Source organism: Rothia sp. (in: high G+C Gram-positive bacteria) (assembly GCF_030540545.1).
Taxonomy (GTDB): domain Bacteria; phylum Actinomycetota; class Actinomycetes; order Actinomycetales; family Micrococcaceae; genus Rothia.
In genome coordinates this window covers 193557-208441 of the sequence record NZ_JAUNVZ010000001.1, presented here as the reverse complement: position 1 = coordinate 208441, position 14885 = coordinate 193557, and the positions used below count along the sequence as shown (strand labels likewise).

Annotated in this window: 13 protein-coding genes and 1 tRNA gene; 5 read left to right on the top strand and 9 right to left on the bottom strand. The window is 51.2% G+C overall.

Translation table 11 applies throughout. The features are described from left to right. Nucleotides 1–130 precede the first annotated feature (130 nt). The gene (locus Q4P78_RS00970) at nt 131–790 is read left to right on the top strand and encodes a DedA family protein (RefSeq protein WP_303338436.1); all 660 of its coding nucleotides are present in this window, start codon (nt 131–133) and stop codon (nt 788–790) included. Between the two features lie 139 nt (nt 791–929). Here Q4P78_RS00970 and Q4P78_RS00965 read toward each other — a convergent pair whose 3' ends face one another. The 3 genes from Q4P78_RS00965 to Q4P78_RS00955 all read right to left on the bottom strand — a co-directional run bounded on the left by Q4P78_RS00965 (nt 930) and on the right by Q4P78_RS00955 (nt 2675). Continuing rightward, a complete protein-coding gene (locus Q4P78_RS00965; RefSeq protein WP_303338435.1) occupies nt 930–1571 on the bottom strand; it encodes a hypothetical protein in 642 nt (213 codons plus the stop codon). Between the two features lie 138 nt (nt 1572–1709). Then, nucleotides 1710–2411 carry a hypothetical protein gene (locus Q4P78_RS00960; RefSeq protein WP_303338434.1) on the bottom strand — a complete coding sequence of 234 codons (702 nt, stop codon included), beginning with the start codon at nt 2409–2411 and terminating at the stop codon, nt 1710–1712. A gap of 191 nt (nt 2412–2602) precedes the next feature. Next, nucleotides 2603–2675: transfer RNA gene (locus Q4P78_RS00955), tRNA-Lys, on the bottom strand. A 134-nt stretch (nt 2676–2809) separates the two neighbouring features. Between Q4P78_RS00955 and Q4P78_RS00950 the strand changes: the two genes are divergently transcribed. From Q4P78_RS00950 to Q4P78_RS00940, 3 genes are all read left to right on the top strand, one after another. Then, nucleotides 2810–3532, top strand: coding sequence for a histone acetyltransferase (locus tag Q4P78_RS00950; protein WP_303338433.1), 723 nt, complete (start codon nt 2810–2812; stop codon nt 3530–3532). 481 nt (nt 3533–4013) lie between these two features. Further along, complete coding sequence (locus Q4P78_RS00945; RefSeq protein WP_303338432.1) at nt 4014–5072, top strand: glycosyltransferase family 2 protein; 1059 nt, start codon at nt 4014–4016, stop codon at nt 5070–5072. Nucleotides 5073–5114: 42 nt separating this feature from the next. Continuing rightward, nucleotides 5115–6545, top strand: a complete 1431-nt coding sequence (locus Q4P78_RS00940; RefSeq protein ID WP_303338431.1) for a polysaccharide pyruvyl transferase family protein — start codon at nt 5115–5117, stop codon at nt 6543–6545. Between the two features lie 64 nt (nt 6546–6609). Here Q4P78_RS00940 and Q4P78_RS00935 read toward each other — a convergent pair whose 3' ends face one another. Both Q4P78_RS00935 and Q4P78_RS00930 read right to left on the bottom strand, forming a co-directional pair. Beyond that, nucleotides 6610–7839 carry a hypothetical protein gene (locus Q4P78_RS00935; protein WP_303338430.1) on the bottom strand — a complete coding sequence of 410 codons (1230 nt, stop codon included), beginning with the start codon at nt 7837–7839 and terminating at the stop codon, nt 6610–6612. Nucleotides 7840–7881: 42 nt separating this feature from the next. Continuing rightward, nucleotides 7882–8622 (bottom strand): hypothetical protein, encoded by a 741-nt coding sequence (locus tag Q4P78_RS00930; protein WP_303338429.1) that lies wholly within the window; start codon nt 8620–8622, stop codon nt 7882–7884. Between the two features lie 436 nt (nt 8623–9058). Between Q4P78_RS00930 and Q4P78_RS00925 the strand changes: the two genes are divergently transcribed. After that, complete coding sequence (locus Q4P78_RS00925) at nt 9059–10522, top strand: DNA repair protein RadA (RefSeq protein ID WP_303338428.1); 1464 nt, start codon at nt 9059–9061, stop codon at nt 10520–10522. 68 nt (nt 10523–10590) lie between these two features. On the opposite strand, the gene Q4P78_RS00920 is transcribed toward Q4P78_RS00925, so the two are convergent. From Q4P78_RS00920 to Q4P78_RS00905, 4 genes are all read right to left on the bottom strand, one after another. After that, nucleotides 10591–11748: an ABC transporter permease gene (locus Q4P78_RS00920; protein ID WP_303338427.1), complete on the bottom strand. Its 1158-nt coding sequence runs from the start codon at nt 11746–11748 to the stop codon at nt 10591–10593. Continuing rightward, nucleotides 11741–12481 (bottom strand): ABC transporter ATP-binding protein, encoded by a 741-nt coding sequence (locus Q4P78_RS00915; protein WP_303338426.1) that lies wholly within the window; start codon nt 12479–12481, stop codon nt 11741–11743. The genes Q4P78_RS00920 and Q4P78_RS00915 overlap by 8 nt, the downstream gene beginning before the upstream one ends. Further along, entirely contained in the window at nt 12478–13497 is a 1020-nt protein-coding gene (locus tag Q4P78_RS00910; RefSeq protein WP_303338425.1) for a peptidoglycan-binding protein, read from the bottom strand. Before Q4P78_RS00910 ends, Q4P78_RS00915 begins: the two co-directional genes overlap by 4 nt. A 311-nt stretch (nt 13498–13808) precedes the next feature. Next, nucleotides 13809–14762 carry a hypothetical protein gene (locus Q4P78_RS00905; RefSeq protein ID WP_303338424.1) on the bottom strand — a complete coding sequence of 318 codons (954 nt, stop codon included), beginning with the start codon at nt 14760–14762 and terminating at the stop codon, nt 13809–13811. Nucleotides 14763–14885: the final 123 nt, after the last annotated feature.

The window sequence follows — 14885 nt, the reverse complement described above, 5'->3', positions numbered from 1 at the left end:
GCCCGTAGAATGGTGGTAGTGTGCACAGCGTGAGCATAGCCTGGTTCTAGCGGGCACTTAGCGTGTATCTGTATTCTGTAGGTCAAGACGTTATACTTTTTGCCGTGCGCGGCGTTAGATCAGGATGGTTATGTCGTTTCTTATGACGAATTTTGCGCTTCATATTCCGGTGGCTCTGCTGGGCCTGGATTTGGAGCAGATTTTGCTGAATGCCGGTGGCTGGGTTGTTGCTCTGGCGTCGGTGATTGTGTTTATTGAGTCCGGTGTGCTCTTCCCGGTGTTGCCGGGTGACTCGCTGATTTTTGCGATTGGTATGTTGCACACTCAGATGGGTATTCCGCTGTGGATTTTCTTGCCGGTGCTCATTATTGCCGCTATTGCCGGTGCCGAGGTGGGCTACCAGTTGGGCGCTCGTTACGGCCGTAAGCTTTTTAAGGATGATGCGCGTTTCTTGAGCACGAAGAACCTGCACGCTGCCGAGGAGTTCTTTGCTAAGCGCGGCGGTTTGGCTCTGGTTCTGGGTCGTTTCATTCCGATTGTGCGTACTTTTGTGTCGCTGGCTGCGGGCATTTCTTCCTATAAGCGTTCTTCGTTCCACCTGTGGAATGTGGTGGGCGCGTGCGTGTGGATTCTGTCCATTGGTTTTGCGGGCGTGATGCTCGGCGGCGTGCCTTTTATTAAGAATAATATTGAGCTGATTGCCATTATTATTGTGCTGGTTTCGGTGATTCCTGTGGGTCTTGAGTACCTGCGTGCTCGCCGTGAAGCTAAGCAGGAATCTGCTGAGTAATCATCAACCCCATAGATAGAATGACCCCGATACAGAGTGAATCTGTATCGGGGTCATTCTCTTTTAGGTTTTAGCCCTGGTAGGGGTTCTGAGGATTCTGGTACGGGTCATAGGGCTGCTGCACATTCGGTGCCTGCTGCTAGGCTACCTGCGGGTTATATGCTGCAGGTGCACCGGGTACCACAGGCTGTACGGGGTACATAATAGCCGGCTCCTTGGGGGCAAAGAATTGATTGCTTGCGGGCAGAACCAGAAGAACAACAATGGTAATGCTCAGAACAATGACCAGGCTGTTCACGATAATACCCAGCAGCGTAGCAAGATCTACCAGCGCGAAAATCTTTTCTGCTGTGGAGCTATAACTCCCATAATCCACACTCGATCCCTCGTGCAGCCGAGCTGATGCAACACATACTCCAGCTATAACCAGCAGGCTTACCAGGGTGCCAATACCACCCATAATAAAGCAGACAATACGAGCCCAATTATGGCGCTTCAGAATAAAAATACCGAGGACAACGCTCAGAGATACACGGAAAATCATGCCGATAACACCGCCAACCAGGGTTGTACCGTATGTCAGACCTTCCGTGACTCCTACTTCTTTAGCCACATTAGTAATCTGCGCTGTCAGAATAAGATCTAGCACGAAATCAATCAGAGCGATAAGGGCAATGCCAAAAATTGCTCCGGCTGCAATCTTAACGGTGGTCGGTGCGGGTGCGGCGGGAACTGCGGGTACAGGTGCCTGAGGATAGGGTGCATAGGGCTGTGCAGCCATATGTTCTCCTTGGTTGAATGAATTTATCGGTCTCTTTGAGCATACACGATATATCTTTTGATATAGGGTGAATACCAGGAAAACCCCGTTACGACTGTAGCGGCATAACGGGGTCTTCCTTATGAGCATATGATCTATTTAGGCGTGCGGAGGCTTTTGCTCTCCCTGCGGAGGATTCTGCGTCTCAGTCGGAGTCTCAGCCTGCAACTGGACGTTCGGGCTCTGTGCTGCATCCATTGCCTTAGCCTCGTCAGCTTCCTTTGACGCTTTCTTGAAAGCAATGATTGCTGCAAAGAATCGAGAGCTTGCGGGAAGCGCTAGCAAGACAATAATGGTAATGCTCAGAAGGACGACTATAGCAACCATAATGGCAGACGAGAGGTAGGCGTTCTCGTAGATATCGAGAAGGTCCCTCACATATGCATTGCGAGTACCGTACGCTGCTTTGTGCGCGTAGTCGAGTTCCATGCCTTGCATGTATAGAAAACCGAGATTAACGAGCGGACCCAGGATACCCAGAACAAAACAGACATTCCTCGCTCCTTTGGATCCCTTTAAAAGAGCACGACCAATGGAGATACTAATAGTCGTACGCAATAGATCGTAGAGTACCGAGCGGATAAGTGACCCATCGTCGCTAGCGTCTCTGACATAGCGCATCTTCTCGAGCACATCATTTGTCTGAATCGTAAAGATAATAGTCAGCACAAGAGAAATAAGTGAGAGTCCGGCAATCGCAAAGACAAGACCCGCCGCAATCTTAACGGTGAGCGGTGCCGGAATGGTTTTATCTACAGGCACGGGTGCCTGAGGGTTGGGTGCATAGGGCTGTGCAGCCATATGTTCTCCTTTGGTTGGGTTGTATATCGGTATTTTGAGCATACACGATATTGCCCATATCCCACGAAAATTCAAGGGTTTATGAACCTGCCGGGCGTGTTTCCAGCCTATTTTCAGCTTGAGCACCAATAGCGGGTGTGGCATCCCGGGCATAGAAAAACCCGCCATGTGTATACATGACGGGTGAAAAGTGCGCCCTGTGGGGCTCGAACCCACGACCTGCGGATTAAAAGTCCGTAGCTCTACCGACTGAGCTAAAGGCGCTCTATCACCTACTATACACGATTTTTCCCGGATTCAAGCACTGCCATGTGCCTTTTGGAACCCCGCACCCCTAAATTTCGACCCTGGCTAACTCTTCCCTGCGCACCCCCGACCGGGGGTAGACTTGTAATCTCATGACTACGCATTCTTCTTCCCGTTTTTTCCATCGTCCCGTTCGTTTATCCACCGAAAAGTTTGAGTACTACCAGGGCGGCGAGGATCCCGCCCTGCGCGAGGAGGCAGCCGAGGCGAGCGCCCTGGCGCTGGTGACTCGCGGCCGTTCTCTGGTGGGTTCTTTGGACTCTGCGGAAGACTCTTCGGATCAGGCGGAACTCTTGGAGCGCCTGGTGACCTTTACCGATGAGTGGGGTATTGAGACTCTTGCGATGATGTGGTCTGCTGCGCCCGCGATTTCTCTGCCGGGTGCCCTGTGGCGTATGTATGCCCTGCGGGATGCGGTGCAGCGCAACCCCGATTCTTTTGCGCGCGCCTACGAACGCGGTATTGATCGGGATGTGAGCGATGTGGTGGTGGCTGGTGTGCCCGATCCGCCGACCCCGAGTGAGGTTGTTGCGACCGTGGATGAGATTCTTGCCGGTCTTTTTGTCGGGGATTTTGATGTGGCTTTGGAGCGTTGCGCGGCCTTTGCGAAGGTGTGCGCTGCGGGTCTTCGTGATCTTTATGAGCGGGGTGTTGATCCGGCAAGTGGAGCTAGTCACGAGGTGCGCCGTGAGCATGTGCAGCGTCATGTGGCACTGAGTGAGCGGGCTGCTTCTTTGGATGCGTATGCTGGGCAGCTGCAGACGGTGGCGACTCAGTGGCGTGCGGGTCATGTGGGTTTATCAGCCGGCATGTGAGTGTCTTTGCAGACTGCCTTGTAACTATTCGTCATATAACACGTATTTTGAACATCAAGTGCTACCATAACACCCCTATTTGCGAGTGCTCCACCACATATTTTGTGAAGATTTTTCCAATTTTGCCCCATTTTCGGTTGACAGAGCACCCGGTGCGGGTGGATAATTATTACAAGATGTCGGGTTGCTAATAGGTAGCCCCGGGCTCCAAATCATTAGCCGCTTCGAGCGGCCTTCCGCCGAGAGGCGCTCCCAACCCGGCATCCCTAAACTTGAGAGAGTCACCCGCTACGGCGGGTGGCTCTTTTTCCATACCCGGCATCTATAAGCCTTTCCTCAGCGCCTCGTTCACCGCGTCTGTGAGCAAAATCTACCTGTAAAATTAGCTTTCCTTACCCTTATCAGACACAGTTAACTATGTACCTTTTCAAGGTGCCACCCACATACACACCACCCATTGGCTCCAACCACCGAAAGACCCATGACTTCTACCGTTGCTATTGTGGTCCGAACCAAGGACCGCCCTAAGTTTCTAGCGCGCGCTCTAAAGGATATTTCCGAGCAGACTTTCCAGGATTTCCAGGTATGTATTGTCAATGACGGTGGCGACCGTGAGCGAGCTGAGCAGGTGCTGGCACTTAGTCCCCTGGCGAGCCGCGCGCAGATTATCCACACCGAGGGCCTGGGTATGGAGGCCGCCTCCAATGTGGGTATTCGTGCTACCGATTCCACCTATATCTGCATTCATGATGACGATGACCTGTGGGATCCCCGCTTCCTTGAGGTGAGCGTACAGGCTCTGGATGCGAGCGATGCGTATCTATCCTCTGTGCGCGTGGTGCAGCGTTTTGAGCGTGAGACTCCCGATGGTTTTGAGCTGGAGCGCACTGAAATACTGCACGGCGATATTCACCAATTCGGTCTGCACTATTTGACTCGCACCAATCGCGCGGTGCCCATTGGTGTCATGTATCGCCGCAGCCTGCATGAGCTGATCGGCTATTACGATGAGTCTCTGCCGGTGGTTGGCGACTGGGAGTTCAATATTCGTGCGGCGCAGGTTGCTGAGATTTTGGTAATCAATGAGCCCCTTGCCTATTGGTGTATTCGTCCGCAGGCTTCGGGTGCAACCGCTAATAGTATTAGCCGACCCGATGAACACCGCTTCTACGATTCCCGTGTGCGTGATGAGGCTCTGCGCGCCTATATTGCGCAACTTGCGCCTCCTACGGGTAGCCCTGCCGGCAAGGACGGCACCCGCCCGCATCTTGCGGCTCTTGCCCCCCTGCTGACTCAGGCTCATTACGCTAATGAGTTGGATGGCGGCATTGCCCACAGCCATCAGCTATCCCGCGATATTTTGGAACGTCTGGATCGTTTGAATGAGCGCCTGGATGCTCTTGAGCATCAGCTTAATTCGGGTGCTTCCCGCCTGGAGGTTTTGGAGGAACGTACCGGGCATGACTCTGTGCGTCTGGCGCGCTTGGAACACAATCTTTCCTGGCGCGGTAAGCTTCAGCGCCTTTTCCGCCGCTTGTAGTAGCAGTTTTGACAGAATTCTTTAGAGTGTAGAGGGGTAATCGTGCGTATTTTGGTGGTTGGCGATATTGGTCAGCCTGTATACCATGTGGGCGATGAGGCAATGACTATTGCTTCGGCTCGTTTTTATGCTGAGCACGGTCACAGCCCGGTGCTGACCACGCGCGATGTGCAGCATTCTACCCGGTATATTGGTGGGGATTATGAGTACATTCCGACTCTTGAAGCACCGTATGAACCAGCAAAAAGAGAACAACTCTTCGATTTTATTCATCACTTTCTAGAGCATAATATCAAGAAAGAGCTTCCCGTCTGGGCAATTGAGCATTCTATTGATTGGGCTCGTATTGAGCGCTTTATTGATGACGTCTCTTCCTGCGATGGCGTGCATATTTCCGGTGGCGGCAATCTAAATTCCCGCTATGGCTGGCTGCTTTTTGAGCGTGCCATTATCGCTCTGATCGCCCGCCATCGTGCTATTCCGCTGGTGGTTACCGGCCAGTCCTTTGGCCCGGTTCTTTCTCCTCCCGATGCACATATTTTGGAGGATTTACTGCACAGTGCCTCTCTGAGTGCTGCGCGTGAGCGCGGCTCTTTTGAGTGGGCTCTTAACCGCAATCTACCGACTCTCTATACGGGTGACGATGCTCTGCTCTTTGAGCCGGGTTCCATAGAGCTAACCTATCCTGCCGGTATTGAGATTCCCGCTCTTCCCGAGCGGTATATCTGCGTTACTCTCAATGAGCTCAATGATACTCAGGCTCGTTCCCTTGCGGCTCTTTTGGATCAGTGCGCCCGCGACTATGAGTGCTCTATTGTTTTCCTGCCGCATATGGGTAATCCCGATCAGGCTCGTGATGGTTTGCGTGCTGAGGGCACGGGGGATGCTGCTGTTCATGCTCGCGTGGCTCATTTTATGCAGACTTCTGCGGTGCAGCTGCCTATTGTTCATACCGATATGGCGGTTCGGGTGCATTCTGGTGCTCTGTTGAATCTGAGTTCTCGCTATCATCCGATGGTCTTTAGTATGGCTGCGGCTGTTCCTGCGGTGCTACTGGCGCCGGATGTGTTTACGGTGCAGCGTGGCGGTGGTGCGCTGGAGCTTTACGGTATGCAGGGCGCTGTTATGCCTCTTGAGATGCTCTCCACTCCCCTGGCGTCTTTCTTGATTTCTGCTGTCATGGGTGAGCATGTCCGTGAGAGCCTGAACTCTGTGCGCGCCGCTATTGCCGAGCATGTTTCTAGGGTGCACGAGGCTGCCCTGGCTGTTCTGGAGGGTCGGGAGGCTTCTGCAGTTCCGGCACTAGAACCTGCCCCGGTTCTTGCGCTTCTTTCTGAGGAGTGGGAGTCTGTACGTTCTGCAGCTATTGCTATGTTGAGCCGCTGGTCGCACGAGGCTGGATTTGAATGGTCGCTATCTGATCGTATGCATTCTTGGGATGCGGTGTACCGTTCCCAGGGTCTTATCTCTTAGAGTCCGCGATAAATAGGTGGGGGTGTCTAATGCATATTAGACACCCCCACCTATTAGCTTTCGCTTATGACTTCAGCAGTTCTTTTTCGTTTGTTACGATCATTTTGTATGGGAACTGCGATTTGGAAACAACTTCATCAATTTTTGGAATCTCTTGCTTTTTAACCACTTCTCCCTTTTTAATATCATATATCCTAAGGATATTATGGTTTAGCGAGTCATCCATATATAAATTGTAAAGATAACCGTTACCCCAGTAGAACATACCTTGATCTTTTACCTCACTGGGACTCTTACCAAATGTTGACTTATCAAGATCAAAACGCTTAGTATTTACTCCAGTCTCAATATTGGTCGAGATAACTTCACCGTCTCCACTAATCCAGTATATTTCTCCATTGGAATACCACGGCTCAGCTATCTCAGCCTGAAACATATCCTTATTAATACGTTGAGCTTTGTATCCAGAAATTCGAACTTGCTGAACCGTATTTTTTTGAGTATCGAAAATAACTAGAATTGACCCTACAGCATCCTCGGGGCCAAGGTTTTTCTCTTTATTCTCACTACTGTATATATCCTGAATTCCAATGATCTTATGACCTATACATTGAAAGAATGCACCCCCCTGAGGTGCGTGAAGCTCCTGCCGCAGAACGACTTCTTCACTACCTTGAGGCGTTACCTTAATGAGAACCAGGGGAGAGTCAAAAGAATAGGGATACTTGTCCGAATCCCTCGTGTACTCAGCTACTACTGACCACATACTGTCGTCTTCACACCGTTGCAAGCTTGAAATCCATGCCATATAGGGGTAGTTACGACTCGTCTGCCCATCATGACTTTCAACAATACGATATTCATATCCGTACCCATCATCTGTCATTTTAATATTTTTCGCAGCTACAAACCCACCGTCCTTAAGACCTTTAACATTCTCATTATATGGAGAATCATAGCCCCGATGAATTTTTACCAGGGTATCACTCAATATATAATCAGTATCATAATCTCCAAAGTATAGTTTTCCGTCTCGGAAATCAATATCTGAAGTTTGAGCACCAGCATTGCTTAGCTTAGACCATTCATTTTTTTGAGGGTCATAGAAGGCAACTCCACCTCCAGGATGTTTATATCCTCTATAATCTCCTGCTATCGATACAACAATTGCACTATTCTTAAGTGCAATTCCAGGGTTATCAGAAACATCTTTACCCTGAAACGAATGACATCCAGAGAGAGAAATAATAAGACAAGATGACAAGATGGCTAGCCTAAAAATTAGGCTAGCCATCACTGCCAACTTGTCGTTTATTAGAAACGACAATCTAATCACCTAGCCTATACGCTGGTACTCATGGAGCCACGACGAGTTCTTAATGTCAAGAGGATAGACACCAGCACCCCCATTGGAATCCAAATCAACCTTCGGGTCCGTCTGCTTATAAGCTGCCCAAACAAGCTGTGAACAATTATAAGTCGACGCATAAATGGTCTTATTATTCCAGAAGAACCAGTTATAGCCCTTACCAACCTGAGCAGCTGCAAAATTTGCAGCCTTATACTTATTAGGACTCTGGCGATCCCAGCCCACATAATACTTAAAAGCCGGGGCAGGGGCTTCAGCCCAGTACGCATTTACACGACGAATATGCGGACTCGTAGCCTCAACATAGGAGAAGCTGGAATCATAAATCCCAGTATGTCCATGCTGAATACCGAACGTGCTGTTTGACGAGTAAAAGACATCGCCAACATAACGAGGAGCCCTAAGAGCCACATGATACGCCTGGACATTCCCTCCTGCCAACATTTCCTGATCAGGCTTTGCATTCTGCGACTCGTAAGCTACGCGCTCCACAATCGCTTCGTAACTTTCGCCAGATTCTTCTGCGGTCTTCTCAAGAGCGCTCTGAATCAGATTACGGTCTTCCTGGTTGCTGGGGTTCAACCCCGCAGAAACCACAATGTATTCAAAATTCGCGTTCATCGAATGGTAGTCTGCATTAGCGTTAGGGGTCATACAGAACCCCACCAGCAATGCGAGTACCGAAACGGTCATCTTCTTAAGGGTCATAATATTTACCTCACTCTGTGGGATGTGAACCCCCTGACGGATGGCACATCAACTTCGGTGGATACAGTCCTAATCGAGCTGGTGAAACTACCTTACACAGACCCTAATCAAGAAAGCAAGGATACCCTTAAGAAGAGAAAGTAAATTTATATATAAAGAAATTTTTATATTTACCACTAGAAATATAGATGATGTACAATAAATACTGGTCAGATCCATAAAAAATGAAATATTTACTTAGCTATCAACCACTCAGAAACTAGAGCCCTCAAAACCCTGGGCAAAATATATGACTATCATCACATATCAAAATATGGTCTAAAGCCAACATCCTCATATATTTTATACTTTTCATCTCGCTTCGCCAAATCAAGGTTCCCCACGCTAGTAACGAAATAATGGGCGGGCTGTGACGAATACACCGTAGAATAATGCCATGGCTAATCGTGCACGATCCAAGAATTCACCCGCCTACCGCTGCACCGAATGCGGCTGGACCACCTCCAAATGGGTGGGTCGCTGCGGAGAATGCGGCACCTGGGGCAGCGTCGAAGAAGTCGCCGCGGCCGTCACCACCGCCCGCACCGTTGCAGCCAGCAGCGTGCAAAAACCAGCCCAGCCTATCAAAGAGGTAGACTCCACCGTCGCCGCCTATATGAGTACCGGCAACCCCGAATTTGATCGTGTGCTCGGCGGCGGTCTAGTGCCCGGAGCCGTTATCCTCATGGCAGGTGAACCCGGCGTGGGTAAATCCACTCTGCTTCTTGACGTGGCGGCGACTTTTGCTCGTGGCTACGCCCTGGCTGATGGTCAGAAAGTACCTGTGCAACCTCCCAAAGCTGTGCCGGGTTCTCGTGCTGCGCAGGCTCCGACCGTTCACGATGTCCTCTATATTACGGGTGAGGAATCTGCTGCTCAGGTCAAGCTTCGCGCCGACCGTATTCACGCGGTGGCCGATCGCCTGTACCTGACCAGTGAGACCGATTTGGGTACTGCTCTGGCTCATATTGAGCAGGTTAATCCTTCTCTGTTGGTGATTGATTCGGTGCAGACTCTGGCTTCTGCAGATGTGGATGGTTCTGCCGGCGGTGTGACTCAGGTACGTGAGGTCGCAGCTTCGATTATTGCGCAGGCGAAGGCGCGCAATATGTGCACTCTGCTGGTGGGTCATGTGACGAAGGAAGGCACTATTGCCGGCCCTCGCCTGCTGGAGCATCTGGTGGATGTTGTCTGCCAATTTGAGGGCGATAAGCACACGAATGTGCGTATGTTGCGTGCGGTGAAGAATCGTTTCGGCCCCACGGATGAGGTAGGTTGTTTCGATATGCACGAGGACGGTATCGCCCCGGTATTGGATCCTTCGGGTATGTTTGTTTCGCGTACTCCTCACCCGGTGGCTGGTACCTGTATTACGGTGACAATGGAGGGTCGTCGCCCTCTGCTGGCTGAAGTTCAGGCTCTGTTGGATAAGGCGGTGGCTCCGTCTCCTCGTCGTACGGTGAGTGGTTTGGATTCTCCGCGTATTCAAATGTTGTTAGCTGTTTTGCAGCGCCGTGCTGGTTTGAATGTGGGGTCTTTGGATTGTTATGTGTCTACGGTGGGCGGTGCGAAGATTGCGGAGCCTGCTGCCGATTTGGCGTGCGTGATGGCATTGGCTTCTGCCGCTCAGAATAAGCCCCTTCCGCGTAAGTTGGCTGTTTTTGGTGAGGTCGGTCTTGCCGGTGAGGTTCGTGCTGTTCCGGGTATTCGTCAGCGTATTGCCGAGGTGGGAAGGCTTGGTTTTACCCATGTGGTAGTGCCTGCTTCTCCTCAGGGGGTTGGGGAGGTTCCCGAGGGGGTTAGTGTCCGCGAGGTGACCAGTATTGGGGAGGCGTTGAATCTGCTTTTCCCCCAAACCTAAGCACTCTTATCGCTCAGCGTAGCGCATAGCACTCGGGCCACCGTATACAGCGGTGGCCCGAGGTGTTATTAGGCAAGTAGTTCCAGGGGTTCGACCTTGGTGGCAGCAAAGGCCGGCAGGCATCCGGCACACATACCAACCAGCGCCCCCAACACGGGGATACCCAGAATAATGGGCGGTAGAGACAGCTCCCACCCATTGGCAACACACACACCAAAGCACAACAAAATACCGGCGATAAAACCACCCACGGCACCCAGTGCACCGAGCACAGCAGACTCCGCTAAAAACTCACCGGCAATATCCGCGCGGCTCATACCCAGAGCACGATTAATACCGATCTCACGGCGGCGCTCCCACACGGAAATCTGCATGGTCATCACAATACCGAAACTGGTCGACGCAATCATCACCGCCAAAATAATAGTCGTCAATGTACGAGAATCCCTCGTATAGGACTCACGCAAAGCAACCGGGGAAGGAGGAATATCCAGGTTAGTGTCCTCCGGTCGGCGCTGCGGATCTAGCACAGTGCGCAATTGCGCAGCCACCACATCCGCACTACCCGGGTTCACATGAACCTCCAGGGCACGCATCTGCTGGTGCGCCTTCTCAAAATAGGTACTGCGCGTGGGTACAATCAGCGCAGTGGACAGAGCACTATTCTTAGGGCCATCGCGCACAATACCCGCCACGGTCACCTCGGAACCATTGACCATCATATGGTTACGCCCGGGCTCCGCACTCACACCAATATTCTTCGCCAGGGCAGCACCCACATACACCACAGCCTGGTCTTCACGGCCGGGTGCTGGCTCAGCGAAAGTACCCTCCGTCAGATAGGCTTCTCGGGCGCGCAAGCCTTCCGCAGAAACCACCGCAAAGGGCGGGTTCTCGGTAATAGTTCCGCTTAGATTCTTCACCGTGTAGCTCGTATTGTGTGTGTCAATGGTGAGCGTACCGGCACCGTTAATCTCAGGAATTTGCGCTATGCGCTCTTGCAAAGTCTCTTCGGGGATATCCCAGGTGGCAATCTGCAGGCGCACACCAATCACCTGGGCGCTATAAGCGTCCAAATGCTTAATGCGGTGCAAGGCAGAGGATTCAGAAATACCGACCAACCCAATAATAGTGGTGGTACCAATTAGCATGGCAATAATAGTCAGCATATTACGCTTGTACCGTCGAATAACACTTAGCAGAGCGTAGGAAAGTATCTTAGCCATGAGCTGCTTCCTCTCTCCGAGCATTGTGCGTAGTTATCTGTACGGCACTATCGCTCATAATCTGACCGTCACGAATATAAATCTGACGATCGCAACGCTGAGCGATATCCGGCTCATGGGTAATAATCACCAAGGACTGCCGATCCGTAGAGCCGGAGAGCAGCAAATCTAAAACCCTATGGGAATTCTCGGTGTCCAAATTACCGGTCGGCTCATCGCAGAGTAGAATAGCCGGTCGGCACGCTAGAGCGCGGGCAACTGCCACACGCTGTTGCTCACCGCCAGACATATTTTTCGGGTACTCGTGCAGGCGGTGATCCAAACCAACCTGGCTTAGAGCTTGTAGTGCTCGTTCCTGCGCATCGTGCGTTGAAATACCGCGCATGGTCAGCGTGTGCACAATATTTTCTAGAGCGGTTAAATGCTGAATCAAATGGTATGCCTGAAATACGAAGGCAATATGTTCTTTGCGGGCGCGCGTGCGAGTACGGTCATTTGCGCGGCTCATATTCTCCCCGAGAATATGCAGCTGCCCCTCGGTGGGCTGATCCAATAAACCGATAATGGAGAGCAGGGTGGATTTTCCACTACCGGATGCCCCGGTAATGGCGACGGACTCTCCGGGGGCAATGCGTAAACTGGCGTCTTTAAGAGCCCAGGTTGCGGGCGGAAAATATCGGGAAATATTCTCGCATTCCACGGCATAGCGAGCAGTATCGGGGCGGAGGCTCATGCACGCGGCTCCTTCCCCATCTCATTCCTGTCCTCGCGCAGCTTTACTTTCAGACCTGCGCGCAGCGATGCCGGAGGGTTCGTAATTTCGCATTCTCCTTGGGCACACACACCGGTACTAATGGCTACACGCTCATTATTTTCAAGGACCAGTTCACGCACACCATTACGATCGACTATCGCCGATTCCATAACGGTGAGAGCGTTATCAGGGCTCTGCTGAATAATAACGTTTGCGCGTAGCTTTGCCTGGGGGGTAATGCCCTGGGGTAGAGCAGCATTAATCCTGAAGCTTGGGCGGGCTGCAGCACCCGGTGCCTGTTGAGCAGCGGCAGCAGCTTGGCCGGGCGCAGAGTTAGTAGAGGGGGTTGTCTGGGCACTACTCGTCTGCTCCCCCAGGGTGCCCTGGATGGTTTCTCCCGCACCGCTAATCCGCACCTGTTGGCCGGGTGCCAGTTCACGTGCGGTATCGCTATTATCGGCGCTCAGAGCCAGGGTGTAATTACCATCGTGCAGGGTGCAGAGGCTGCCACTCACCTGGGCACCCTTAACACCGCAGCTATTCATGACGCTGTAGTCGTTGCCTTCCATGAGGGTGTATTCAGCACGAGGCAAGGGCGTGGAGTAACGGTTCTCATCGTCTATATCTGCGGGGGGAGCGTATCCACGGTCAATGTATAGGGAGTAGATGGCGTTAGCGGTGGCTTCGCCGTAGTGCCCTTCAGTATCCCAGATGCTGTACCCCAGGTTTTCGAGGGCTACTTGCAGGGCGTGTACATCTCGACCGACGCTTCCGGGCGCCAGGTCGCGGTATGCCGGGGTGTCGCTGCTAAAGATAAAGAGGGGTCGTTCATTAATGGTGCTGACGATATCGCCATTGTGTAGAATCGTGCCAGCTGCCGCTCCGGGGCGGGTCACTACACCGGGTATTGTCAGGGTAATATCCCGAGTGTGGGCAGGTGTTATCTGCACTTCGGAGCTATAGGAGCGAATGAGGGTTTGGGTTCGGAGGGGCACCGTTAGTTTTTGGGCGCGTTCGGGCTCTCGGGTGGATTGTATATGGGTGTTCACTCCGCTTACGAGGGCATAGACGGAGAAACCTCCGGTGATAATAAGCAGAATAACGAGGATAGGTACCAGCCAGCCTCGGGCTCTACGGGCCGAAGCTGTTCCGGTAGTTTCCGGGACTATTTTTTTCGTTCCATTGTTCACGGCTCTCTCCTTCGATCCGCGTGGGCACTCTTGTACCCGGGTAGAGCTGTAGGAAGGGTGTACCCAAACGTCATGGGAGGCACACCCTTCGTGTTCTACATCTCACTATACTCTTTTTAGCTCTGATTGTTAATGATTTGTACGGCGCGTTCTTTCGCTACCTTTTCAATATCACGGATTTCCATGATCAGCGCTTCGTGGTCTTTGAGCCATTGTCCTGCTTTGGAGTAGAAGATGTCCTCTGCTTTGCGTACGATGCCTGAGGATTCTTGGCAGGTATAGTCTGCTTGTGCCATGGCTCGTTCTTCGGCGTTGGCTGGGGTGCCGGGTGCGCGGTAGCGACCAAATTTTTGTTCAGCTACTGCTGGACCTTGGCTGAAGACACTAATATCAGGATACCCGGCAGTCGCCATGCACTGGGGATATTCTTTATTATTTTGATAAAGATGCATAATATCTTCAGTTATATGATACTCCTGTGATATATGAAGCATTTCATTAATCAGGCTTGAATATTTTAGGCGATTCTCAATAGATCCATATATTTTTTTATATGCATCTCCCGCACATGACTTTGAGTTGATGGCGACCTTTGGGCCGTAGCTGAGGGCGTATGATATATCATCTGCAGGATTATAATCCTCTTGATTGATGTCAGATTCACTACTCTCTATCAAAGAATCATTGTATGTAGATTTATATCCATATTTTGCTTGTTCCATTGAGGGAATACGGGCTCCATTATTGATAACATCAGATCCTGAAAATGTTATGCTATTATCTCGTGGAATAAATCTTTTCCCTTTTGAATCCATGCATTTTTTCATTTCAATATTGAATGCCACTTCAATATCAGATGATTCTTTTCCATATGATTCGAGAGCAGATCGTATATCTTGAGGAACTTCCTGGACGGGGGAAGAGGAACAAGCAGTAAGAACCAGCATCGACACCGCAAGAGCAGCACCGGTCTTCTTCATGATTGCGTGAGGGAACATTGTTCCTTCCTCCTTGATCTCAGGGGCATAAGCACCTTGGCTTATTCCTTGTGAAAGCATCTCGTGCTTCATGCCCGAAATTTTATAACAGGGTGAGTAATACCTTGTACTCACCATGCTAGAGAGCAGACTTCTGAAAAAGCAAGCACACGGAAAGCCACATTCACTAGAGTAAATGTTATCAAATTATAAGAA